The sequence below is a fragment of the Streptosporangium pseudovulgare genome (assembly GCF_014648055.1).
Lineage (GTDB): Bacteria > Actinomycetota > Actinomycetes > Streptosporangiales > Streptosporangiaceae > Streptosporangium > Streptosporangium pseudovulgare.
Genome location: NZ_BMQJ01000001.1, coordinates 636,352 through 659,207, shown reverse-complemented (window position 1 = coordinate 659,207; position 22,856 = coordinate 636,352). Strand labels below are relative to the sequence as shown.

22 protein-coding genes are annotated in these 22,856 nt (G+C 73.0%); 15 read left to right on the top strand and 7 right to left on the bottom strand.

Features of this window, described 5'->3' with window-relative positions:
* Complete coding sequence (dnaJ, locus tag IEZ10_RS02875) at positions 1–1,143, top strand: molecular chaperone DnaJ (RefSeq protein WP_189244826.1); 1,143 nt, start codon at positions 1–3, stop codon at positions 1,141–1,143.
* 75 nt (positions 1,144–1,218) lie between these two features.
* Positions 1,219–1,950 carry a 16S rRNA (uracil(1498)-N(3))-methyltransferase gene (locus tag IEZ10_RS02870; protein WP_189244825.1) on the top strand — a complete coding sequence of 244 codons (732 nt, stop codon included), beginning with the start codon at positions 1,219–1,221 and terminating at the stop codon, positions 1,948–1,950.
* 25 nt (positions 1,951–1,975) lie between these two features.
* On the opposite strand, the gene IEZ10_RS02865 is transcribed toward IEZ10_RS02870, so the two are convergent.
* Positions 1,976–2,629 (bottom strand): hypothetical protein, encoded by a 654-nt coding sequence (locus IEZ10_RS02865; RefSeq protein ID WP_189244824.1) that lies wholly within the window; start codon positions 2,627–2,629, stop codon positions 1,976–1,978.
* A complete protein-coding gene (locus IEZ10_RS02860; RefSeq protein ID WP_179822874.1) occupies positions 2,626–3,105 on the bottom strand; it encodes a SigE family RNA polymerase sigma factor in 480 nt (159 codons plus the stop codon). The genes IEZ10_RS02865 and IEZ10_RS02860 overlap by 4 nt, the downstream gene beginning before the upstream one ends.
* Before the next feature lie 286 nt (positions 3,106–3,391).
* Between IEZ10_RS02860 and IEZ10_RS02855 the strand changes: the two genes are divergently transcribed.
* From IEZ10_RS02855 to era, 7 genes are all read left to right on the top strand, one after another.
* Positions 3,392–3,742, top strand: a complete 351-nt coding sequence (locus tag IEZ10_RS02855; protein WP_189245083.1) for a histidine triad nucleotide-binding protein — start codon at positions 3,392–3,394, stop codon at positions 3,740–3,742.
* 92 nt (positions 3,743–3,834) lie between these two features.
* Complete coding sequence (locus tag IEZ10_RS02850; protein ID WP_179818799.1) at positions 3,835–4,896, top strand: PhoH family protein; 1,062 nt, start codon at positions 3,835–3,837, stop codon at positions 4,894–4,896.
* Positions 4,897–4,915: 19 nt separating this feature from the next.
* Positions 4,916–5,398, top strand: a complete 483-nt coding sequence (ybeY, locus tag IEZ10_RS02845; protein WP_189244823.1) for an rRNA maturation RNase YbeY — start codon at positions 4,916–4,918, stop codon at positions 5,396–5,398.
* Positions 5,395–6,714, top strand: a complete 1,320-nt coding sequence (locus IEZ10_RS02840; protein WP_189244822.1) for a hemolysin family protein — start codon at positions 5,395–5,397, stop codon at positions 6,712–6,714. The genes ybeY and IEZ10_RS02840 overlap by 4 nt, the downstream gene beginning before the upstream one ends.
* Positions 6,715–6,905: 191 nt before the next feature.
* Complete coding sequence (locus IEZ10_RS02835) at positions 6,906–7,577, top strand: hypothetical protein (protein WP_189244821.1); 672 nt, start codon at positions 6,906–6,908, stop codon at positions 7,575–7,577.
* Between the two features lie 25 nt (positions 7,578–7,602).
* Positions 7,603–7,935, top strand: coding sequence for a cytidine deaminase-like protein (locus IEZ10_RS02830; RefSeq protein ID WP_189244820.1), 333 nt, complete (start codon positions 7,603–7,605; stop codon positions 7,933–7,935).
* Positions 7,936–7,952: 17 nt separating this feature from the next.
* Positions 7,953–8,873, top strand: a complete 921-nt coding sequence (gene era / locus IEZ10_RS02825; protein ID WP_189244819.1) for a GTPase Era — start codon at positions 7,953–7,955, stop codon at positions 8,871–8,873.
* A 150-nt stretch (positions 8,874–9,023) separates the two neighbouring features.
* On the opposite strand, the gene IEZ10_RS02820 is transcribed toward era, so the two are convergent.
* Positions 9,024–11,030: a serine/threonine protein kinase gene (locus IEZ10_RS02820; RefSeq protein WP_189244818.1), complete on the bottom strand. Its 2,007-nt coding sequence runs from the start codon at positions 11,028–11,030 to the stop codon at positions 9,024–9,026.
* Positions 11,031–11,328: 298 nt separating this feature from the next.
* Here IEZ10_RS02820 and IEZ10_RS02815 point away from each other — a divergent pair, with 298 nt between their 5' ends.
* From IEZ10_RS02815 to IEZ10_RS02805, 3 genes are all read left to right on the top strand, one after another.
* Entirely contained in the window at positions 11,329–12,477 is a 1,149-nt protein-coding gene (locus IEZ10_RS02815; protein ID WP_189244817.1) for a transporter substrate-binding domain-containing protein, read from the top strand.
* Positions 12,462–13,499 carry a hypothetical protein gene (locus tag IEZ10_RS02810; protein ID WP_189244816.1) on the top strand — a complete coding sequence of 346 codons (1,038 nt, stop codon included), beginning with the start codon at positions 12,462–12,464 and terminating at the stop codon, positions 13,497–13,499. The genes IEZ10_RS02815 and IEZ10_RS02810 overlap by 16 nt, the downstream gene beginning before the upstream one ends.
* Positions 13,500–13,719: 220 nt before the next feature.
* Positions 13,720–15,171 (top strand): serine hydrolase domain-containing protein, encoded by a 1,452-nt coding sequence (locus IEZ10_RS02805; protein ID WP_229810872.1) that lies wholly within the window; start codon positions 13,720–13,722, stop codon positions 15,169–15,171.
* On the opposite strand, the gene IEZ10_RS02800 is transcribed toward IEZ10_RS02805, so the two are convergent.
* The 3 genes from IEZ10_RS02800 to IEZ10_RS02790 all read right to left on the bottom strand — a co-directional run bounded on the left by IEZ10_RS02800 (position 15,126) and on the right by IEZ10_RS02790 (position 17,281).
* The gene (locus tag IEZ10_RS02800; RefSeq protein WP_189244815.1) at positions 15,126–15,755 is read right to left on the bottom strand and encodes a response regulator transcription factor; all 630 of its coding nucleotides are present in this window, start codon (positions 15,753–15,755) and stop codon (positions 15,126–15,128) included. The two genes, IEZ10_RS02805 and IEZ10_RS02800, sit on opposite strands and share 46 nt — an antisense overlap.
* A complete protein-coding gene (locus IEZ10_RS02795; RefSeq protein ID WP_189244814.1) occupies positions 15,746–16,870 on the bottom strand; it encodes a sensor histidine kinase in 1,125 nt (374 codons plus the stop codon). The genes IEZ10_RS02800 and IEZ10_RS02795 overlap by 10 nt, the downstream gene beginning before the upstream one ends.
* 165 nt (positions 16,871–17,035) lie before the next feature.
* Positions 17,036–17,281 (bottom strand): DUF2630 family protein, encoded by a 246-nt coding sequence (locus IEZ10_RS02790; protein WP_189244813.1) that lies wholly within the window; start codon positions 17,279–17,281, stop codon positions 17,036–17,038.
* A 312-nt stretch (positions 17,282–17,593) separates the two neighbouring features.
* On the opposite strand from IEZ10_RS02790, the gene leuA reads away from it, so the two are divergent.
* Complete coding sequence (leuA, locus tag IEZ10_RS02785) at positions 17,594–19,306, top strand: 2-isopropylmalate synthase (protein WP_189244812.1); 1,713 nt, start codon at positions 17,594–17,596, stop codon at positions 19,304–19,306.
* A 198-nt stretch (positions 19,307–19,504) separates the two neighbouring features.
* Here leuA and IEZ10_RS02780 read toward each other — a convergent pair whose 3' ends face one another.
* The gene (locus tag IEZ10_RS02780) at positions 19,505–20,752 is read right to left on the bottom strand and encodes a phospholipase D-like domain-containing protein (RefSeq protein WP_189244811.1); all 1,248 of its coding nucleotides are present in this window, start codon (positions 20,750–20,752) and stop codon (positions 19,505–19,507) included.
* Positions 20,753–21,285: 533 nt separating this feature from the next.
* On the opposite strand from IEZ10_RS02780, the gene IEZ10_RS02775 reads away from it, so the two are divergent.
* Complete coding sequence (locus tag IEZ10_RS02775) at positions 21,286–21,948, top strand: Ohr family peroxiredoxin (protein ID WP_189244810.1); 663 nt, start codon at positions 21,286–21,288, stop codon at positions 21,946–21,948.
* A gap of 288 nt (positions 21,949–22,236) precedes the next feature.
* A complete protein-coding gene (locus IEZ10_RS02770; protein ID WP_189244809.1) occupies positions 22,237–22,788 on the top strand; it encodes a hypothetical protein in 552 nt (183 codons plus the stop codon).
* Positions 22,789–22,856 lie beyond the last annotated feature (68 nt).

Here is a 22,856-nt window from a genome sequence, read left to right as displayed (position 1 = left end):
GTGGCTAAGAGCGACTACTACGGCACCCTCGGGGTACGCCGTGACGCCAGTGCGGAGGAGATCAAGAAGGCCTACCGCAGGCTGGCGCGCGAGCTGCACCCCGACGTGAACCCCGATCCTGAGACGCAGGAGAGGTTCAAGGAGATCACGCAGGCCTACGAGGTCCTGTCCGATCCCAGCAAGCGGCAGATGTACGACATGGGTGCCGACCCGTTCGCTCCCGGCGGGGGCGCGGGCGCCGGGGGCTTCGGCGCGGGCTTCCCGTTCAGCGACATCATGGACGCCTTCTTCGGCGCGGCGGCCGGCGGCGGCGGTCGCGGGCCGCGCTCACGCGCCCGCCGGGGCCGCAACGCCACCATCCGGGTGGAGCTGGACCTGCGCGAGGCGGCCTTCGGAACCACCCGCGAGCTGGTCGTCGACACCGCCGTGCTCTGCGAGGTCTGCTCGGGTGCGGGCGCCGCGCCCGGCACCCACCCCGACACCTGCGACATGTGCCACGGCCGCGGTGAGGTCTCCCAGGTCACCAGGTCCTTCCTCGGCCAGGTCATGACGTCCCGGCCCTGCCCCCAGTGCGGCGGGTTCGGCTCGATCATCCGTAACCCCTGCCAGGAGTGCTCCGGCGACGGCCGGGTCCGCACCCGGCGGACCATCAAGGTCCGCATCCCCGCGGGAGTGGAGGACGGCACCCACATCCAGCTCGCCGGCGAGGGTGAGGTCGGCCCCGGCGGCGGCCCGCCCGGCGACCTGTTCCTGGAGATCGTCGAGCGCCCGCACGATGTCTTCGAGCGGCGGGGCGACGACCTGCACTGCACCGTGCAGATCCCGATGACCGCCGCCGCGCTCGGCACCATCCTGGTCATGGAGACCCTCGACGGCAACGAGGAGCTGGACATCCGGCCCGGCACCCAGTCCGGCCAGACGATCCCGCTCTACGGCCGCGGCGTCCAGCGGCTCAACGAGACCGGCCGCGGCGACCTGCTGGTCCACGTCAACGTCGAGACCCCCGCCAAGCTCGACCCCGCCCAGGAGGAGCTGCTGCGCGAGCTGGCCAGGCTGCGCGGCGAGGAGCGCCCGCCCGGCAAGTTCGCCCCGGGCCAGCAGGGCTTCTTCTCCCGCCTGCGGGACGCCTTCAATGGCCGCTGACCCGGCGGCCGCCGGCGCTCCCCGGCGGGGCGCGGGCGGCGCCTCCCGGGTCCGCCGCGGCGTCCCCGCCGCCGCATGACGGCGCCGGTCTTCCTGGCCGATCCGGCCGACCTGGGCCGGGAGGGGTTCACTCTCGCCGGCCCGGAGGGCCGGCACGCGGCCGCCGTACGGCGGTTGCGCGCCGGGGAGCGCCTCGATCTGACCGACGGCGCGGGCGCGGTGGCCGAGTGCGTGGTGGACGACGCCGGCAAGGACTCCCTGCGGGTGCGGGTGCTGCGCCGCTACGAGGTGCCCGCGCCGCGTCCCCGCCTGGTCGTCGTCCAGGGCCTGCCCAAGGGCGACCGGGGCGAGCTGGCCGTGGAGATGATGACCGAGGCCGGGGTGGACGTGATCGTGCCCTGGGCCGCGGCCCGCTGCGTCACCCAGTGGAAGGGGGAGCGGGCGGCCAGGTCGCTGGCCCGCTGGCGGTCCACGGCGCGGGAGGCGGCCAAGCAGTCGCGCCGCTTCCACCTGCCCGAGGTGACCGACCCGGCGAGGACCGCCGAGGTCGCCGCCCTGTTGTCGGCGGCGGCGTTGGGCGTCGTGCTGCACGAGGAGGCCGCCTCGCCGCTGTCCGGCCTCCCGCTGCCCGCCGACGGGGACATCGTGGTGGTCGTCGGCCCCGAGGGCGGGGTCTCCGAGGAGGAGATCGCCGCCTTCCGCGCCGCCGGGGCCGCGCCGGTGCTGCTCGGGCCGACGGTGCTGCGCACCTCGACGGCCGGGGTCGCGGCCGCGGCGGTGCTCCAGGCGCGCACCGGCCGCTGGTAGGCGACCGGCGGCGGATCGCCGCCGGTCAGTGGCTCACCGGGGTGGGCGCGCCCTCGCTCGGCGTGGGGGGCTGCTCGTCCGGCTGGGGGCAGCCGGACGGCGGGCACGGGCTCTCGGACTGGCCGGTGGGCTCGGGCGCCGCGGTCGGCGTGGTCGGGCACTCCTCGGAGACGTCGCCGGGCGCGGTGTCGTCCGCGGGCGTCGTGGGGCAGCCGTCCGACGGGGTGGGCTCAGGCGTGGGGGTCGCCTTGGGCGTCGGGGTCGCCTTCACGCTCGGCGCCGTGCTCCTGGAACGCTCGGTCGGCTCCGGCGGGGGCGGGGCGCTGGACGTCCTGGGGACGACCGGGACCCGGTTGTCGTTGTTCGCCGGCGGCCGTGAGGTGGCCGACATGTCGGGCGCGGTGGACTGGGTGAAGTTCACCTCGCCGCTGTAGACCTCCTGGATCACCTGCTCGCGCAGCTGGGGGACCATCATCACGACGGTCGCCGCGACAAGGACCGCTCCAGCGACGGAGGCGCCGGCGCGCCACCACATCAGCCCGCGGAGTCCGCGGAGCCCGCGACGCTCGATCCGGGCCCGGATGATCTCCAGTCCGTCGGGGGAGGGAACGACCGAGTTCGCCTCCGCGTTGAGGGCACGGCGCAGCAGCTCGCCGTACTCATCGGGGGACTCGGTCATGACAGTTGCTCCAGTGTGGTTCGTAGGGCGGCCATGCCGCGAGCCGTGTGGCTCTTGACCGCGCCTTTGCTGATTCCCATCGCGTCGGCGATCTGTGCCTCGGACAGGTCACCGTAATAGCGCAGGACCAGTGCCTCGCGCTGCCGGGCGGGCAGGGCGCGCAGCGCCTCGATGACGGCGGAGCGCTCGAACTCGCCGATCGCGCCGTTCTCGGCGCTCGGCGCGTCCGGCATGCCCTTGGGGGCGTACTTCTCCACGACCGCCCGGTGCCGCAGCACCGAACGAGATCGGTTGACGACCGATTGGCGCAGGTAGGCGAGTGCCTTGTCGGTGTCGCGCAGCCGGCGCCAGGCGCCGTGGATGGCGACGAACGCGTCCTGCACGACCTCCTCCGCGGTTGCCACATCGCGGACGAGCAGAACAGCGAGACGCACGAGCGACCGATAGTGCGCGCTGTAGAGCGCGGTCACGGCCATGTCGGCGTCCCAGCCGACGGGCACCGCCCCGAGCGACCTGTCGGCCACGAGGGTCTCGGTGGTCACATCAGTGGGACGCTCGGCCTTCCCAGAGGGTTTACGCTCTTCCGGTTCATTAGGGGGCATGACCCAGTCGTGTCCTCGGCCCGGCGGCCATGTCGTGCGAATCGCAATGGTCTGTAGTTGTTGAAGTTTCGCACATCCACCATATCCGTGTGGATCTTTCTTCGCCGGGGATGGACCATCACCGATTGGCAACGCCCGGACCGGATAGGGTGCCCGCATGGTGAGTGAAGCCGACTGCCTGTTCTGCAGGATCGTGGCCAAGGAGATCCCCGCGCGGATCGTTCACGAGACCGACCGCACGCTGGCCTTCCGTGACGTGAATCCGCAGGCGCCGACCCACGTGCTGGTGGTGCCGAAGGACCATTACCCCACCGCCGCGGCCCTGGCCGCCGCCGACGACGGGCTCACCGACGAGGTGATCAGGGCCGCCCACGAGGTCGCCGAGCAGGAGGGGATCGCCGAGTCCGGTTACCGGCTGGTCTTCAACACCGGTCCCGGCGCCGGTCAGACCGTCTTCCACGTGCACGGACACGTGGTCGGCGGGCGCGACCTGAACTGGCCGCCCGGCTGACAACCGGGAGGCGTCACGGCGCCCATCGCGGATACCATGGCGTAGAAGTCACACTCCGATATCTGGAGGCGAACAGGCCGAAAGGCCCGCCTATGTCCGAGACAAACGATTCCAACAGAACGTCGCCGCGGTCGAAGACCCCCGGGCGCACCCAGGCGAAGGTGGTGATTCCGGACGAGCACTCGATGGTCAGCCTGCTGGGCTCGGGCGACGAGCTGTTGCGGGTCATCGAGGGAGCCTTCCGGGCCGACATCCACGTCCGGGGCAACGAGATCACCATCACCGGCAGCCCGGAGGAGAGCGGCACCGTCGTGCGTCTCTTCGAGGAGCTCACCGAGCTCGTCCGCGGCGGCGCCGAGCTCACGGCGGACGCTGTGGAGCGCAGCATCGCGATGCTGCGGATGACCTCCGAGCGCCCCGCGGAGGTGCTCTCCCTCGACATCATCTCCTCCCGGGGCCGGACCATCCGCCCGAAGACGGTGAACCAGAAGCGGTACGTCGACGCGATCGACAGGCACACCATCGTCTTCGGCATCGGCCCGGCGGGCACCGGCAAGACCTACCTCGCGATGGCCAAGGCCGTGCGGGCCCTGCAGGAGAAGAAGGTCAACCGGATCATCCTCACCCGCCCGGCGGTCGAGGCGGGGGAGCGGCTGGGCTTCCTGCCCGGCACGCTGTACGAGAAGATCGACCCCTACCTGCGCCCGCTGTACGACGCGCTGCACGACATGCTCGACCCCGAGTCGATCCCCCGGCTGATGGCGGCCGGCACGATCGAGGTCGCCCCGCTGGCCTACATGCGCGGCCGTACGCTCAACGACGCCTACATCATCCTGGACGAGGCGCAGAACACCTCGCCCGAGCAGATGAAGATGTTCCTGACCCGCCTGGGCTTCAACTCCAAGATCGTCGTCACCGGCGACGTCACCCAGGTCGACCTGCCGGGCGGCACCCAGAGCGGCCTGCGGGTGGTGCAGGACATCCTCGACGGCATCCCTGACATTCATTTCAGTAGGCTGACCAGCGCCGACGTGGTCCGGCACAGGCTGGTGAGCGACATCGTCGACGCCTACGGCCGTTACGACGAGTCGCAGCGGCAGAGCGCGCCGCAGCCGATCAAGGGCGTGGCCAAGCGTCCCCGAGGAAGATCGTGAAAGTAGTGGAGAACGACCGGTGAGCATCGAGGTCAACAACGAGTCCGGCGTCGAGGTCGACGAGGGCCTCATCGTCTCGCTGGCCGGCCATGTGCTGGAGCGGATGGACATCAACCCGCTCGCCGAGCTGTCGATCCTCATCGTCGACGAAGAGGCCATGGCGGTTCTGCACGAGCAGTGGATGGGGGAGCCCGGCCCGACGGACGTGCTGTCCTTCCCGATGGACGAGCTGCGGCCCGGCGGCGGCAGCGGCGCCCGGCAGGAGGGCGACTCCCCCGCCGACCCTGCCCTCCTCGGTGACGTGGTGCTGTGCCCGCAGGTCGCCGCCAGGCAGGGGGCCGAGGCGGGACACGGCACCGAGGCCGAGCTGGAGCTGCTGTGCACCCACGGCATCCTCCACCTGCTCGGCTACGACCATGCCGAGCCGGAGGAGCACAAGGAGATGTTCGGCCTCCAGGCCGAACTGCTCGAATCGTGGCGGGAGGTGCGCGCCCAGCGGTGAACGGTGCCAATGGGTGGTTGTTCTCGGCGGTCGTCCTGGTCGTGGTCGCCGGCCTGATAGCCAGCGCGGAGACGGCGCTGACGCGCATCTCGCGGGTCCGGGCCGAGGAGTTCGTCCGCGAGGGGCGCCGGGGCTCCGCGCGGCTGCAGGAGATCGTCGCCGACCCGCCCCGCTACCTCAACCTGCTGCTCCTGATCCGGCTGAGCTGCGAGATGATCGCCACGGTGATCGTCACGCTGCTGTGCATCGACTGGCTCGGCGACCAGGGCTGGGCCTACACCGCCGCCGCGGCGATCATGATCGTCGTCAGCTACGTCATCGTCGGCGTCTCCCCGCGCACGCTGGGCCGCCAGCACGCCGAGCCGGTCGCGCTGGCCAGCGCCTCCCCGGTGTACGGCCTCACCCGGATCTTCGGCCCGCTGCCCAAGCTGCTCATCCTGCTGGGCAACGCCCTGACGCCCGGCAAGGGCTTCCGGGAGGGGCCGTTCACCTCCGAGGCCGAGCTGCGCGACCTGGTCGACCTGGCCGAGGAGCGCAGGGTCATCGAGCCGGACGAGCGGGAGATGATCCATTCGGTCTTCGAGCTCGGCGACACCATCGTCCGCGAGGTCATGGTGCCCCGCACCGACATGGTGTTCATCGAGCGCGGCAAGACCCTGCACCAGGGCCTGTCGCTCGCACTGCGCAGCGGCTTCTCCCGCATCCCGGTGGTCGGCGAGAACGAGGACGACGTCATCGGCATCGCCTATCTCAGGGACATCGTGCGCCGGGTGCAGGAGGCGGGCGAGGCGGGCCGCGCCGAGCAGGTCGAGACGATCATGCGTCCGGCCGCCTACGTCCCCGAGAGCAAGCCGATCGACCAGCTCCTGCGGGAGATGCAGGCCCGCCGGATCCACCAGGCCATCGTGATCGACGAGTACGGCGGGACGGCCGGCCTGGTGACGATCGAGGACATCCTGGAGGAGATCGTCGGGGAGATCACCGACGAGTACGACCAGGAGGCCCCGCGCGTCGAGCCGCTGCAGGACGGTTCGGTCCGGGTGACCGCCCGGCTCCCCGTGGGAGACCTGGAGGACCTGTTCGACGCCGAGCTGGAGGTCGACGACGTGGAGACCGTCGGAGGCCTGCTGGCCCACGCGCTGGGCCGGGTGCCGATCGCCGGCTCCGAGGCCGTCGTGAACGGCCTCAGCCTGACGGCCGAGAGCCTCGCCGGGCGGCGCAACCGGATCGGCACGGTCCTCGTCCGGCGGGTCCCCCCGGAGGAGGAGGCCGACCCGGCCGAGACCGCCCCGGAGCACGACCAGAGCAGGGCCTGAGAGACCCGGACATCGGGCCGGGGCCGGGGTTCCGGGCCCCGGCCCGGGACCGGCCCGCGTCGCCGTACAGGAGGCGTGTGAGGCGGGTTGGCGGGGTCCTGGGTGTTTGCCGATGATTGCCGCTTTTGCCAAGAGGGAAGGAAGCGGATCGGCGGGGGCGGGGGCCCGCGCCCGACATCGGGGGAACGGACATGGGGCGGGGGACTCGGACCCCGGGGATCCGGGCCGCCGTCGCGGTCGCGGTCTGCGGGCTGCTGGCGGTGGCCCCGATCGCGTGCGGCACCGGGCCGGCGCGGTACACCCGGGCGGACGCCAGGGCGGAGCAGGCGCGGCTGCGCGGCCTGCTGCCGCTCCAGGAGGACATGCCGGAGGGGTTCTCGGCCCGGCCGCGGGACGGCTGGCGGCCCCCGTTCCGCGCGGAGAACCCCGAGTGCCGGACCGTCCTGAACATGGCCGGAGGCGGCTCGCCGCGCCGTACCGCCGAGCCCCGGGTCACCGTGACCTACCAGGGCGACGACGTGGGTGAGCTGGCCGGGGTCGCCCTGGTGTCCTACACCGGCACCGGCGCCGCCCTCCGCTTCGCCGAGATCTCCGACGCCCTGGACGGCTGCCCGGTGGCGGCCGGCCCCCTCGCCGGTCGTGGCACCTCGCTGCGGGTCTCCCCCCTGGAGGTGGACGTGCCCGGCGACGTGCGGGCCGGGAGACTGCGCGGCCGGCTGAACGGCTACCCGTACGAGCTGCACGTGGTCTTCGCCCGCGTCGGCAACACCGTCGTCTCGCTGGTGCACAGCGGAATGGCCGGGATCGACGAGGAGAGCACCCGGCGGCTCGCCCGGCTCGTGGTCGGCCGGCTCTCCGCCTGATCCGGCGGCTGAATACCCTTGTGCCGTGAGCGACGCGAACCTCGACCCCGAGGACAACAAGATCATCGTGCTGGCCCGTTCCGCCCGCGCCCGCAACGGCACCGCCGAGGGGGCCGCGGTGCGCGACGAGACGGGCCGGACCTACGTGGCGACCAATGTGGCGCTGCCCTCGCTGACGCTGTCGGCGCTGCAGGTCGCCGTGGCCATGGCCGTCTCCAGCGGCGCGGAGTCCCTGGAGGCCGCGGCGCTGGTCACCGCGGGTGAAGGCCCCTCCCCGGAGGACGAGCGGGCCGTGCGCGACATGGGCGGCGAGCGGCTGCTGGTGGCCGGTCCGGACGGGACACCGCGTCAGAGCTGAGCCGACGATCGGGGACAATGGGTGACGTGAGTTCTCCAGCCGCTGATTTCCACGCCGGTTTCGCCTGTTTCGTCGGACGGCCCAACGTCGGCAAATCAACGCTGATGAACGCGTTGGTCGGCACCAAGGTGGCCATCACCTCCTCCAAGCCGCAGACGACCCGTCGCGTCATCCGGGGCATCGTGCACCGCCCGGACGCCCAGCTCATCATCGTCGACACCCCCGGCCTGCACCGTCCCCGGACCCTCCTGGGCGAGCGGCTCGACAGCCTGGTGCTGTCCACGCTCACCGAGGTGGACGTGATCGGCTTCTGCGTGCCGGCCAACGAGCCCATCGGCAAGGGCGACCGGTTCATCGCCGAGAAGCTCGCCGCCGTCAAGAAGACCCCGGTCGTCGCCGTCGTCACCAAGTGCGACCTGGCGACCCGCGAGCAGATCGCCGCGCAGCTGATGGCCGTGTCGCAGCTCGCCGAGTTCGAGGAGATCGTCCCGGTCTCGGCGGAGTCCGGGGAGCGGCTCGACGTGCTGCGCGACGTGCTGGTCGGCAGGCTCCCGGCCAGCCCGCCGCTGTACGAGGGCGGGCAGCTCACCGACGAGCCCGAGCAGGTGCTGGTGGGCGAGCTGATCCGGGAGGCGGCCCTGGAGGGCGTCCGCGACGAGCTGCCGCACTCCATCGCGGTCGTCGTCGACGAGATGGTGCCCCGCGAGGGCCGCGACGACCTGCTCGACATCTACGCCCACATGTTCGTCGAGCGGCCCTCGCAGAAGGCCATCGTGATCGGGCACAAGGGCAGCCGCCTCAAGGAGGTCGGCAGCCGGGCCCGCGGCCACATCGAGGCGCTGCTCGGCACCCGGGTGTACCTCGACCTGCGCATCAGCGTCGCCAAGGACTGGCAGCGCGACCCCAAGCAGCTGCGCCGGCTGGGCTTCTACGACTGACGGCGCCGGATGCGGCGGGCCCTGCCGCACGGGGCGAAGCCCGGCCGTACCGCCGAGCGGCTCGGGCGGCCGGCTCGGGCGCGAACCGCGGCGAGCCCCGGTGCCGGGCGGTGAGGTCGGCGCCGACCCTCCCCCGCCGGGCCGGAGGACTCAGGGGCGGGCCGCGAAGGAGTTGAACGCGACGTCCAGGCCGGAACCGCCGCGCCGGCCCCGGGCGAAGACACCGATGGAACCGGCGGTCAGCGGCCGGGCCCGGTCCACCCGGGAGATGACCTCCTTGCCGTTGACCCGCAGGCTCAGCGTGGTCCCCGTCACGCCGCCGCGGCAGACCGCCTGCAGGACGGTGAGCCGGCCGGGACGCAGCCCCGGGACGCGCCGCACCGCCGACGGCGCCTCGCCACTCCGGGTGATCGAGGCGCCGCCGTCGCCGGTGAGCGCGAACTCGTAGCGCTCGTCCGTCGACTTCCGGCCGCGGCAGAACACCCCGAAGTCCCCCTTGCCGGAGAGCAGGCGCGCCTTCACGGTGATGACGGCGTTCCGCAGCGAGGCGGTGACGGGGGCGGTGACCGGGAGGCTCGCGCCGGCCCGGACGGTGAGCCGGTAGGCGCCGTGGTCCGGCCGGTGCTTCCCGGCGTTCCCCGCCGCCGTGCTGCTCCAGCCGCCGGCGCCGCCGAAGTCGTCCTGGAACGGCAGGGCGCGCTCGGTGGTGGGCCGGGCGGTGCGCCGCGCGGGCGCCGGCGAGGGCGGGGGCGACGATGTGGGCGACGATGTGGGCGACGCCGTCACCGGGGCGGGCCCGGCGCTCGCCGGAGCGGTGGGCAGGGCCTGCGACGCGACGTCGCCGGGCGCCGGGTCCCGGGGCAGGAGCCAGGCGGCCCCGGCGATGACCCCGGCGAGGACCAGACCCGCCGCGGCGGGGATGAGATGCCGCCTGACCTGCCGCGCCGTGTCGGAGGCCGCCGCCGCGTCGGTACGGCGGGCCGCGCCCGGATACCCGGAGACGGCCGGTACGGCGGGCGGCGGGGCCTGACCCGGAGCCGCCGCGACCGGTGGCGGGGCGACCCCCGGACCGGGAACGGGCAGGGAGACCGGCTGGGGAACGGCGGGCGGCGGAACCGGCGCGGCCCCCGCGGCGGGCGGTCCGGCGGGGGTCCCGGCCACGGCGGGCGACGGGGCGACCGGTCCCTGACCGATGACGGGCGGGGCGACCGGTCCCTGACCGAGGTCAGGCGGGGCGGGCACCTGGCGGCCGGTGGGCGGGACCGGCACGAGGCCCGTGGCGGCGGGCGATCCGGCGGCGGTGGACGGCCCGGCGGGAGTCCCGTTCGCGGCGGGCGGCCTGGGCGGGACCGACGCGGCGGCCGGATCGCTGACGCCGGTCAGGGCGCGGACGATGTCGCGCACGTCCGGGCGGCGGCCGGGATCCTCGGCGAGGGCGCTCGCCACGAGGTCGCGCAGCGGGCCGGGCAGGCCGGTCAGGTCGGGCCGGGGGCGGACGACCCGCGCGGTCTCCTCGGGGTCGCCGGCATCGCCGTACGGCTCGCGCCCGGCATCGCCGTACGGCTCGCGTCCCGTCGCCGCGTACAGGACGGCCGCGCCCCACGAGAACACGTCCGAAGCCGCGGTGGCCGCCTCGCCGCGCGCCCGTTCGGGCGGCGTACCGCTGCCGGGGGCGTCGTGGCGGGGGTCGTGGAGGGGAAGGAAGGAGAGACCGAAACCGCCCACCCTCGGCCCGAGCGGGCTCATCAGGATGTCGGACGGCGTCAGCCGCCCGTGCGTGACGCCCGCGGCGTGGATCGCCTGCAGGGCGACGGCGACGGACACGGCCAGCGAGCTGAGGCCCGGCCCCGCCAGGGGGCCCTGCCCCTCGACCCGCTCGCGCAGGGAGGGGCCCTCGACGTGCTCGGTGACGACGTAGGCGCGGTCACCGTCGAACCCCGCCGAGACCAGCGGGACGACGCAGCGCGGGGCGACCCGGGCCGCGGCGCCCGTCTCCTGCTGGAAGCGCCACCGGACGCCGGGATCGGCGGTCAGGGCCGGGTCGAGGACCTTGACCACGACCTGCCGGCCGGCGGGGTCGTGGGCGAGGAAGGCCTCACCGGCGGCGTCCTGCCACAGCCTGCCGGTCACGCGGTACGGCCCGATGATGAGATCCATCCCGTCCAGCATCCCCCTGACGGGTTCGCCCGGCAGGGGAATCGCTTCCTTGATATGGTCCATGCGTTCGAAACGGGCAGGGCTTGTCCGTCGCCTACCTCGGCCGAGGAAAGCGAGAAGCCGCTCCCCTAGGGGAGCGGAGGAGTCACCATCCCCCGTTCCTGACATTCGGTACTGGATCTTAGGGGGTATTCCGGTCACTTCGGCGGGAGGCGGTTTGATCTCGTCTTGATGAAGAGCCCCCTCCCGGCCGGAGCCACGTCATAGCCTGCCTAACGAGCAGGGGGTCCGTGGGGTTATGACCGAAGAGCATGAGGACGCGACGGCGCCGTCCGGAAAGGCCGGTCTGTTCGCCGGGAAGCGGTGGCGTCCCGGCTCGCCGGCGGGCACGCCCGATCCACGGGCCGACGCGCCGCCGCACCCCCCGGCCGATCCCGTGCCCGACCCGTTCCCGCAGCCGGAGCCACAGCCGATCAAGAGGTTCCGCCGCTTTCGGATCGCCGCCTGGATCGCCCTGGTCCTGGCCGCGGTCGTGGTCGGCGCGTCCGTCCTGATGGTGAAGGGGCCGCCCACCGAGGCGGAGCTGCGGGAGCGGGCCGGGCTGTTCAACAAGGACCGGCTCCGGATCGGCGTGAAGTCCGACACCCCCGGCATCGCGCTCCAGGAGAAGACGGGCAGGCGCGCCTTCACCGGGTTCGACATCCAGATCGCCTACATGATCGCCGCCGACCTGGGCTTCTCACCGGACAAGGTCGACTTCCTGTCCATCGAGACCGAGGACAGGGCGCGCATGCAGGCCCAGGACGAACAGGGCCGGTTCGTCAAGGTGGACCTGGTGGTCGCCACCTTCAGCATGACGCCCGAGCGGCGGCAGGACCCGGCGGTCGGCTTCAGCACGCCCTACCTCTACACCGAGCAGTCCGTGGTGACCCGGTCCGACTATCCCGGGAAGATCACCTCGCTGGGGCAGCTGGAGGGCAGGAAGGTCTGCACGCTGGGCACCTCGACCTCCGAGATCGCGCTGGAGCGGGCGACCAGGGCCACCGTCACCGCCCGGAACCTCATCAGCGACTGCGTCGAAGGCCTCAAGAAGAAGGAGTTCGACGCGGTGACCACCGACGCGGCGCTCCTGGCCGGGTTCGTCGCCGAGTCCGGCGGCGGGCTGCTCCACCATGACATCGCGCTGGAGAAGACGGAGATGTGGGCGGTCAACGCCGGCCCCAACGCCGCCCTGCGCACGCTGGTCGACCTCTCGCTCTACCGCTCCTACGCGGACCCCCAGGACCAGCGGTGGGAGCAGGCGTACCGGACGTACATCGACCCGCTGCTGGCGGCCAACCCCGGGGTGAACGTGGCGCAGGCCGAACAGCCCTGCGCGCTGCCTCCGGAGGTACGCCGATGGCCGTGGGAGCGGACGCTTCCCGTCCAGGAGTGCCCGACCCGTTGAGCGGCATCGGGCGGACCAAGCGCACGTCCAGAGAGCACCCCAGGAACCAGGAGTGGCTGCTCGCGCTGCTCCCGGCCTTCCCGCTGCTCCTGCTCACCATGCGGCTGTGGTATGCCAGCCGCCAGGACACCCAGACCCTGCTGCTGCTGGTGCAGAACATCAGCCCGCTGGGCCTGCTCACCGCCGTGCTGCTGACGACCGTGTGGATCCTGCCGGCCCTCGTCCTGAGCGGGCGGATGCTCGGCGCCCTGTACTGGATCAGCACGCGGGGCTGGACCGGCGCGGACCGCTCCTCCTGGTTGCTGCGCGCCGCCGAGCGCCTGCCCGGCTGGGTGGTGGCGCTGGCGGTGGCGGTGGGCCTGGTCTCCTGGGAACTGCGGTTCCTGCCCACGCTGGAGATGCTGGCGCTGACCACCGCCGGGCTGACGGTGCGCGACCGCTTCCCCGGCAGGAGGACGCTGCGGGTGGCCGTCTGCTACGTCCTGCCCGCGGTGGCCGCCGTGCTCGTCTACGCCGCGCTGTGGCCCGCCATCGGCCAGGCGATCGCCGCGCGGGACGTGACCACCTCGATCCTGCTCCTCCTGCCGCCCGGGATCGCGGGCCTGCTGACCGGCCCGGTGCCGAGGGTGCTCGCCCGGCTGCTCACCCACGGGCTCGCCGTCGTCGTGGCGGTCTTCACACCGTTCCTGGTGGGCGTGGTGGTGATGAAGGCGCCGATCCTGCCGCTGACGGCGTTCCAGATGACGGCGGACGAGGAACGGGACGCGCCGCGGGTGCTCGTGGGCTACCTGGTCACCAGTGACGACCAGATGGTGACCGTGCTGGGACGCGACGGCCAGGTGAGCTTCGTCCGCGGCGACCGGCTGGAGTCGAAGGTGCTCTGCCCCGATCCCGACGAGGCGCCCGTGACCTGGGTGAACCTGCACGGCTGGTACGTCGAGAAGAACGTGCTGTCGTGGCTGGCCCCGGCTCCGCTGCAGACGCCGGCCGACCCGCGCTGCCAGGGCCGCTCCGCCGACTGAGCGGGTCTCCGGCCCTGCCCGCCCGCCGTCGTCCGGGGCGGCGCGCGGCGGCATCCCGGCCGTCCGGACGGGTCCGCCGTCCGGGGCGGCGCACGGCGACGTTGGCCGTCCGGATGGGCCCGCCGGCGACCGGCGGCCCGCCGTACGGCGGTTTCCCACCGCGAGAACGGAGGTTTTTCGCAATGGTCCCGGGCCGGAGCGGGAGGCTAGCGTCCGGCGGGTGTTTCTGAGAACTCTCATCGCGATCTGTATGGCCGTGCTTCCCACGGCCGGAGCCGTCCTGCCCGGGACCCCACCCGAAGCCGCCCCGCCCGGCGGCGTCACCCCCGCGGCGATCGCCGCGTTCGTCGCGGACTACCGCGAGGAGACGGGGCTGCCCGGGGCGGCCGTGGCGGTCACCAGGGGAACGGAGGTCGTCCACGTCTCGGGGTACGGCGTGACCGCCACGGGCGAACCGGTGACGGCGGACACCCCGATGCCCGTCGCCTCGGTCAGCAAGTCCTTCACCGCCCTGGCCGTGATGCGGCTGGTGGAGGCGGGCAGGATCGGGCTCGACGACCCGGTCCGCCGCCACCTGCCCGAGTTCACGATGGCCGACCCCCGGGCGGCGGAGATCACCGTACGGCAGCTGCTCCACCAGACGTCGGGCATGGCGGACACGGCCTTCCGCGAGCGGAGCCTGCCCCAGCCCTCCACGCTGAAGGGCGCGGTGGCCCGGCTCAGGACGGCGAGGCTCGCCGCGGAACCGGGAACCGTCTTCAGCTACCACAACACCAACTACCAGGTCGCCGCGCGGCTCGTCGAGGTGGTGAGCGGCCGGCCGTTCGCCGAGTATCTCGACGCGCAGGTGTTCGCCCCGCTCGGCATGCGCCACAGCCGGACGGTCGACACCGACCAGGACCTGCCACCCGGCTCACGCGGACACCTGTACATCCTCGGCCGGGCCATCGCCCTGCCGGAGCCCACCGCGTTCGGCAACGGCTCCGGCGGCGTCCTCACCACCGCGAACGACATGGCCCAGTGGCTGATCGCGCAGCGGGACGGCCGCATCCCCCCGCGGACCATCAAGGAGATGCGCACCCCCTCCGCGCAGAACGACGAGTACGCCCTCGGCTGGATGCTCGGCAAGACGGAGCGCGGCACCCCCGTCGTGGAGCACGGCGGCGACCTGTTCACCGCCACCGCCGAGCAGCTGCTGATGCCGGCGTCCGGGTACGGCGTCGCGGTCATGGCGAACACCGGCATGGCCTTCGCCGACGCCGGAGCCCTGATGGACGGCCTGGTCGCCCTGATCGAGGGGGAGGAGCCGGAGATCCCCGCCTCGCCCTTCTTCGTCACGGATCTCGTGTTCGCGCTGCTGCTCCTGGCGACCGTCGGGCTGGCGGCGCGGGGGGTGGCCCGCTCCGGGCGGTGGGCCGCCCGCCGCTCCGGGTGGCGGTGGTGGCTGGGGCTGCTGCCCTATCTGGGGCCGCCGGCGCTGTGCGCGACCGCCGTGCCGGTCTTCCGGATCCTCGCCCGGGGGAGCGACATCTCCTGGATCCAGGTGGTCTACATCTACCCGAGCTTCATGGCCTGGCTGGTGACGGCCGCGGTCGCGGGCCCGGTGCTGGTGGCGGCGCGCCTGGTTCAGACGTCGAGATACCGCAGGACCGCCAGCACCCGGCGGCTGTAGCCGGGGGTCCGGGAGAGCCCGAGCTTGTCGAAGACGGCGTTGACGTGCTTCTCGACCGTGCTCTGCGACACGTGCAGCCGCTCGGCGATCGCGGTGTTGACCATGCCCTGGGCCAGGTGCTCCAGGACGGCCCGCTCGCGGTCGGTCAGCGTGTCCAGCGGGGCGCGGGCGAGCAGCCGCCGGACCACCTCGGGATCGAACACCGTGCCGCCGGAGCCGATCCGCTCCAGTGACGCGATGAACCCGGCCACCTCTGACACCCGGTCCTTGAGCAGGTAACCGAGGCCCTCCCCGGAGCCGGCGAGCAGCCGGGAGGCGGAGGACGGCTCGACGTACTGCGACAGCACGAGCACACCGACGTCCGGCCACCGGCCGCGGATCTCCAGGGCGGCCCGCAACCCGTCGTCGGTGTGCGACGGCGGCATCCGCACGTCGACGATCACCGCCTCCGGCTGCGCTCCGGCCACGGACTCCAGGAGCGCGGCGGCGTCGCCCACGGTCGTCACCTCGTGCCCGGCGTCCCGCAGCAGCCGGGCCAGCCCCTCGCGGAACAGCACGGAGTCGTCGGCGAGGATCAGGCGCACGGCAGCCTCACCGTCACCGTCGTCGGGCCGCCCGGCGGGCTGTCCACCGCGAACGTCCCGTCGAGCGCCCGCACCCGCCGGGCCAGCCCGGCGAGGCCGCCGCCGTCCGGGTCGGCGCCGCCCCGGCCGTCGTCGGAGACCGTCACGGTCGCCTCCTCCTCCGTCACCCGCAGGCCGACCAGGATCGCACCCGCCCCGGCGTGCTTGTTCGCGTTGGTGACGGCCTCCCTGACCACGAAGTAGACGCAGGTCTCCTGCTCCGGCGCGAGCCGCCCGGGTGGGTCGTGGACGACCGTCACCGGTACCGCGGATCGATGCGCCACCTCGTCCAGCGCGGCGCGCAGGCCCCGCGAGTCCAGCTCGGCCGGGTAGATCCGCCACGCCACGTCGCGCAGCTCGTCGAGCAGCCGCCGTGCCTCGGCGTACGCCTCGTCGATCAGGGCGGGCTCGGCGGCGTGCCGTGCCCGCCCCAGCAGCATCGCCAGCGTCACCCCTCGCTGCTGGACCCCGTCGTGCAGGTCGCGCTCGATCCGGCGGCGCTCGTCGTCGACGGCCCGCACGATCCCGGAGCGCGAGGCGGTCAGCTCGGCGATCCGGCCTCTCATCACCTCGTCCCGCCCGAAGGGCGCGAAACGGTCGGCCAGCCGGCGCTCCAGGCCGACCAGGACGGCGCCCCAGCCGACGGACAGCGCCAGCGCGGTCAGGCCGAGGACGATGCCGTACACCGAGCTGTCCCCGGTCACCCGCACACCGGGCAACCGGAGGGGGATGGGGTGGGCCTCCCCCGAGACGAGCTGCCCCGCCCCGCCGTACAGCAGGAGGACGGCCAGGAACATGCCCGCGAAAACCAGATAGCCGCCCAGGACGCCGAGGGCGCCTCGCAGCAGGAGATAGGCGCGCCCGCCGCGCCCGCCGGCGCCACCGGCGCGGTGGTGGTCGTACCAGGAAGCCAGGCGGAGCCGTTCCAGACCGACCAGCGCGGCCGTCGCCCTCCGCGCGCGCTCGCCCCCGACCGCCCAGGAGACGCAGACCCACCCCAGCCCGGCCAGGCCGGTCGGCACGCCCGCGGCCACGCCGACGGCTCGTCGCAACGGCGACGTGAGGGCTCGGGGCATGGCCGCAGTCTAACCGCGCGGACCGTGCCGGTCGCGGGCGCCGGGGACGGCCGGACGGCGGCTCCTGACGGCGGGCTTCTACCGGCTTCACCGGCTCCTACCGGCGGGCGCCCACCGGCGGGCTCCCGCCGGTTCCCGCCAGCTTCCACCGGCTCCTACCGGCTCCTACTGGCGGTAACCCTCCACCTCGCCGACCGGGCGCGGCGCCGCCGAGTCGGGGTCCTCCCCGGCGTCCCGGCGCGCCCGGCGCTGCCGCAGCAGGTCCCACGCCTGGTCGAGGGCCTCCTCGACCTGCCGGATCCGGTTGTTCTCCTCGTACGAGGAGATCCCGCCGGAGGCCAGCCGCCGGCGCAGGTCGTGCTCCTCCTCGATGAGGTCGTGGATATGGGCGAGAATGTCGGTGTCCTTCATGGTCTCCCCAGATCGGATTGGACGGTAGCGTCAATCTAACCCGATCGGTACGGCTCCGCCCCGGATGGCGTACCGGGCCGGACGGGGGCTCCACGGTCGAGGGCGCCGTGTCACACATCTCCTGTGACCTGGGACGTCTCGGTTTCTGAGATCCGCGGGTGTGGATTTGGGACAGTCTGCTAACGTGCTAGACATGCTGCGCGGGCTGCTTCTTAGCTGCCGCGACGAGGGCCTGTAAGAGGCCGGCCCCCTCGTCGCGGAGCGAGCCATGCGCGTCGGCCACGATCGTTTTCCACGTCGAGGAGCCATTGCATGTATCCGCAGCAGCAGCCCAGCCCCATGCCGTTCCGGCGTTACCAGCCCTTCACCCCGGTCAGGCTCGACGACCGCACCTGGCCCGGCAAGGTCATCGAGACCGCGCCCCGGTGGTGCGCGGTGGACCTGCGTGACGGCAACCAGGCGCTGATCGACCCGATGGACGCCCACCGCAAGCTCAAGATGTTCGAGCTGCTGGTGAAGATCGGCTACAAGGAGATCGAGGTGGGCTTCCCCGCCGCCTCGCAGACCGACTTCGACTTCGTACGGCAGATCATCGAAGAGGACCGCGTCCCCGAGGACGTGGTGATCCAGGTTCTGACCCAGGCCAGGCCCGAGCTGATCGAGCGGACCTTCGAGTCGCTGCGCGGCGCCAGGCAGGCCATCGTCCACCTGTACAACTCCACCTCCACGCTGCAGCGCCGCGTGGTGTTCGGTCAGGACCGCGACGGCATCACCGCGATCGCGGTCGAGGGCGCCAAGCTGTGCAAGAAGCTGGCGGCCGAGCTGGAGGACACCGAGATCTACTTCCAGTACTCGCCCGAGTCCTTCACCGGGACCGAGCTGGAGTACGCCGTGGAGGTCTGCAACGCCGTCAACGACGTCTGGCAGCCCACCCCCGACCGCAAGGTCATCGTGAACCTGCCGGCCACCGTGGAGATGGCCACCCCCAACGTCTACGCCGACCAGATCGAGTGGATGCACCGCAATCTCGCCTACCGCGACTCGATCGTGCTGTCCCTGCACCCGCACAACGACCGGGGCACCGCCGTGGCCGCCGCCGAGCTGGGATACATGGCCGGGGCCGACCGCATCGAGGGCTGCCTGTTCGGCAACGGCGAGCGCACCGGCAACGTGTGCCTGGTCACGCTGGGGATGAACCTGTTCTCCCAGGGCGTCGACCCCGAGATCGACCTGTCCGACATCGACGAGATCCGCCGGGTCACCGAGTACTGCACCCAGCTGCCGGTCCACCCCCGCCACCCCTGGGGCGGCGAGCTGGTCTACACCGCCTTCTCCGGGTCCCACCAGGACGCGATCAAGAAGGGCCTGGAGCACCTGGAGCGCGACGCGGCCGCCGCGGGCGTGCCGGTGGACGAGTTCTCGTGGGCGGTGCCGTACCTGCCGATCGACCCCAAGGACATCGGCCGCACCTACGAGGCGGTCATCAGGGTCAACAGCCAGTCCGGCAAGGGTGGCGTCGCCTACATCATGAAGGCCGACCACAGCCTCGACCTGCCGCGCCGCCTGCAGATCGAGTTCTCCCGGGTCGTCCAGGCCCGTACCGACACCCTCGGCGGCGAGGTGAACCCGGCCGAGATGTGGGAGGTCTTCGCCGACGAGTACCTGCCGAACCCGGCGCGCCCCTGGGGCAGGCTGGGCCTGCTGGCGCACCGCGGCGTGTCCACGGTCGACGAGAAGGACGTCATCAGCGTCGACCTGCGGCTGGACGGCGAGATCCGCGAGGTCGAGGGCGTGGGCAACGGCCCCATCTCCGCCTTCTGCGACGCCCTGACGCGGAGCGGCTTCCCGGTACGCGTCCTGGACTACGCCGAGCACGCCCTGAGCGCCGGCACCGACGCCAAGGCGGCCTCCTACATCGAGTGCGAGGTGGCGGGCCAGGTGCTGTGGGGTGTGGGCATCGACGCCAACACCACCACCGCCTCGCTCAAGGCCGTCATCTCCGCGGTCAACCGCGCCGCCCGCTGAGGACCCGGTCCCGGCCGGGCGGGCTCACCCGTACGGCCGGGACCCCGGGGCGCCGGCCGTACGGCGTGCTGCCCGGCCCTGAGGCGACGGCCGTACGGCGTGCTCCGGTCCCTCTCACGTGCGGTCGGCGTGTGAGAGGGCGTCCCGCGGCGGGCGCCGCGCCGCGAACGCCCGGCGGGATCGCACCGGAGGGTCGGCTCAGGCCGCGGACACCGGTACGGCGGCGGCGCGGGCCTTCTCGAAGTTGGCGACGTAGCGCTGGTAGACGACCTTGTCGTTGAGCCGCAGCATGGTCTCGTCGTTGCGGCGCAGCGACGTCTCGTTGTAGTTGTGGCTGCCGGTGAAGACCCAGTGGGCGTTCCGGTCTCCGTCGTAGGAGCCCTCGACGAGCAGGTACTTGGAGTGGATGCGGCCGGGCAGCGCGTTCCCGTCGCCGAGGGCGCGCAGCTCGACGCGGGGCTCGGCCAGCAGGAGCCGCTTCACCTCGTCGTCCATGATCCCGTAGACGATCTGCACCGAGCAGCCCCGGGCGGCCAGGTCGCGGAGCCGCTCGGGGATCGCGACGCGGTAGGTGTCCCACTCCGACATCCCGACGCGGATCTTCGTGCGGCCCTCGCAGGAGACCTTGTCGAGGTACTCGGCGACGGGGTCGGTGGAGGCGTCCGTGCCCGCCCGCGGGAAGAAGTGGGCCCGCACCGAGCCGCCGGCCGCGCCGGTGGTGACGACGCGGTAGTAGTCGAGGTTCTTCCGCTCCGCCGCGAGGTCGGCGAAGTAGCCGTCATACGCCTGGTACAGCCTCCGGTTCCCGGTCAGGACGACGGCGTTGTTCCAGTACGTCGTGGAGTTCAGGTCGGTGAGGTTGGCCGACGACTGCACGACCACGTTCGAGGCCCCGCCCGTCCGGGAGAACGTGTAGAACTTGTTGTGCTGGCCCTTGTCCCCGATGCAGGCCGCCGTGCCGCCCGACATCGGGCCGGTGCAGACGTGCACCCACGATCCGGCCGAGGTGTCCGTGCCCAGCTCGGCCGCCAGGCGCGACGCCACGGTGGCGCCTCGCCTGTCACCGTCCAGGATCACCCGCACCTCGACGCCGCGCCGGTGGGCTCTGGCGAGCTCGTCGGCGAACTCCGTACCGGCCGTACCGGACATGACGAAGTGCGCGACCTGGATCCGCGCCCCGGCGGGGGTCTGGTGGATCAGGCCGCAGAGCCTGCGCACGATGGCGGCCGGGTCGCCCCCGACGGGCTCGCTGAAGACGGCGTCCGTGGTGACGGGGGTGTTCGGGGCGGTCGCGCAGGTACCGTCGCTCGCCGCGGTCGTGCCGCTCGCCGGGGTCGTGTCGCCTGCCGCGGTCGTGTCGCTCGCCGTGGCCACGCCGCCTCCGATGATCGTCGTGGTGGCCATGGCGGCCGCCGCGGCCAGTGCGGACAGGAACCTTCTCGGCATGGATCACTCCTCACAGAGCGACGGAATCAGCCTTATCCGTCGTATTTCTCGAACGGGACGGTCTTGTGGAGACGGTACGCCACCGGATAGTGCATTGCACGGCCGATTCGGTGCCGGTTTCCAAGTCCCGGCAGAGATCCTGGACGGGTCGATGGCGGGGCCGGGAACGGCGGCCTGAAGATCCGGACAACGGCCGGCGAACTTCTCCCGAAACGGCCTCCTGCCGGCTCAACCGGCTCTCCTCGCAGGCCGGCCCCGGCTCGCCTTCGGAGGTCGGCTGCGGCCCCGACCGGTTCTCCGCGGGGCCGGCCTCGCCTGGCCCTTCGCCGCCGATCGGCTTCCGCCTCGCCCGGACCGCCTCCGGGGCCGGGCCGCGCCCCGTGTCGGTCCCCGCACGAGGGGTAGATAAGCACCATTTCGAGTAATTCGCGCAGGTCATGGCCCTGCGCGGTACGGCGAGCCCGCCGCGACGGGGTGCCCGGCCGTACCGAGCGCGGGGGTCGGGGGATCGGGGGACGATCATGAACGATGACGTGCGATTCGGACAGGGGATGCCCAACGAGGCCGCCGCGCCGAGCAGGTCGGCGGTCTCCGACCGGCCGTCGGCCGACGCCTCCGACTACTCGGGACCCGGCGTCGAGGCCGAGATCCGCGTCGGCGGACCCCGGGCCCCGGCCGACGCCGGCGAACCGCGGAGCGGCGTCGGCGGACCCCGGGGCGCGGTCGACGCCGGTGGACCGCGGAGCGGCGTCAGCGGGCCTCAGGACAGGGGTGGCGACGGCTACGTCACCCTCTACACGGCCCGAGCCTTCTCCACGGACGGCGCGGGGCGGGTGACGACCGAGGACGGTATGCTCGACCTCCCGGTGAAGGCCCCCCGGCAGCTCGGCGGGCCCGGCGGCGCGCCCAACCCCGAGCAGCTCCTGGCGGCGGCGTACGCCACCTGCTTCCACAACTCCCTCGCGCTGGTCGCCGGCCGGGAAGGGGTGAGCACCGCGGACTGCATCGTCGAGACGGCCGTCGAGCTGCGCAAGCGCGGGAAGCACGACGACTACGCGATCGGTGTCGACGTGGTGGTCAGCCTGCCGGGCGTGGACCCGGACCTCGCCGGCCGCCTCGTCCGGCGGGCCCACGAGCACTGCCCCTACTCCAAGGCGCTGTGCGGAAACCTCCAGGTCGGGGTGCGCCTCGCCTGAAGGGGAGCCCGGGCCCCGGCTCGGCCCGGCCCCGGTCCCGGCCGGGGCCCGGCTCTGACACCGCCCCCGCTCCGCCCTCCTCTCCGTCGCCGGTTCCGGCCTCGGCCCGGTCCCGGTCCCGGCCCCGGTCTCGGTCCCGGTCCCGGTCCCGGTCCAACCTTGCCCGGGACATCGCGCGATGAGAGCCGACCGCATACCCGAAGCGGGGTAGTGAACCCCCATCGCGGTGACGGCGTGGCGCCATCGGCCGGAGATCGGCGGTCCGTCACCTTGGACGGGGGGAAAGGCATGCAACGCAACACCGTCGTGCGCTCCATGCACGACCTGGGACTGGCCATGTGGTTCGGCGGCTCGCTGATGGGCGCCGTCGGCCTGAACGGCGCGTCCGGAGCGGTCAGCGACAGGCGCGAACGGACCCGGGTGGCGAACGTCGGATGGAGCAAGTGGACCCCGGTCAACGCCGCGGGCATCGCCATGTACCTCGCCGGCTCCATCGGCCTGCTGGCGGCGAACAAGGGCCGCGTCGCGACGCAGAAGGGGGTGGCCGGGAACACCATCGGCAAGACGGTGCTCAGCGGTGCGGCGCTGGCGGTGACCGGCTGCAGCAGGATGCTCGGCGCGAAGATCGAGCAGGCTGGCGACGTCCCCGCGGAGTCGGGCGTCGAACCCTGCGCCGAGACCCCGCCGGACGTCGCCGGCGCCCAGAAGCGGCTGCGCGTCGTGCAGTGGGTGATCCCCGCGCTGACCGGCGGACTCCTCGTCCTGAACGCCCTGCACGGTGAGCAGCAGAGGCCGGGACAGGTGTTCCAGGGGGTGCTGCGCAGGCTCCTCGCGGGATGACGGCCCGCCGCGCCGTGTCCGGGGCGCGGCGGGTCCGAGGCGTGGACGGCTCGGCCGATCTCGGAACT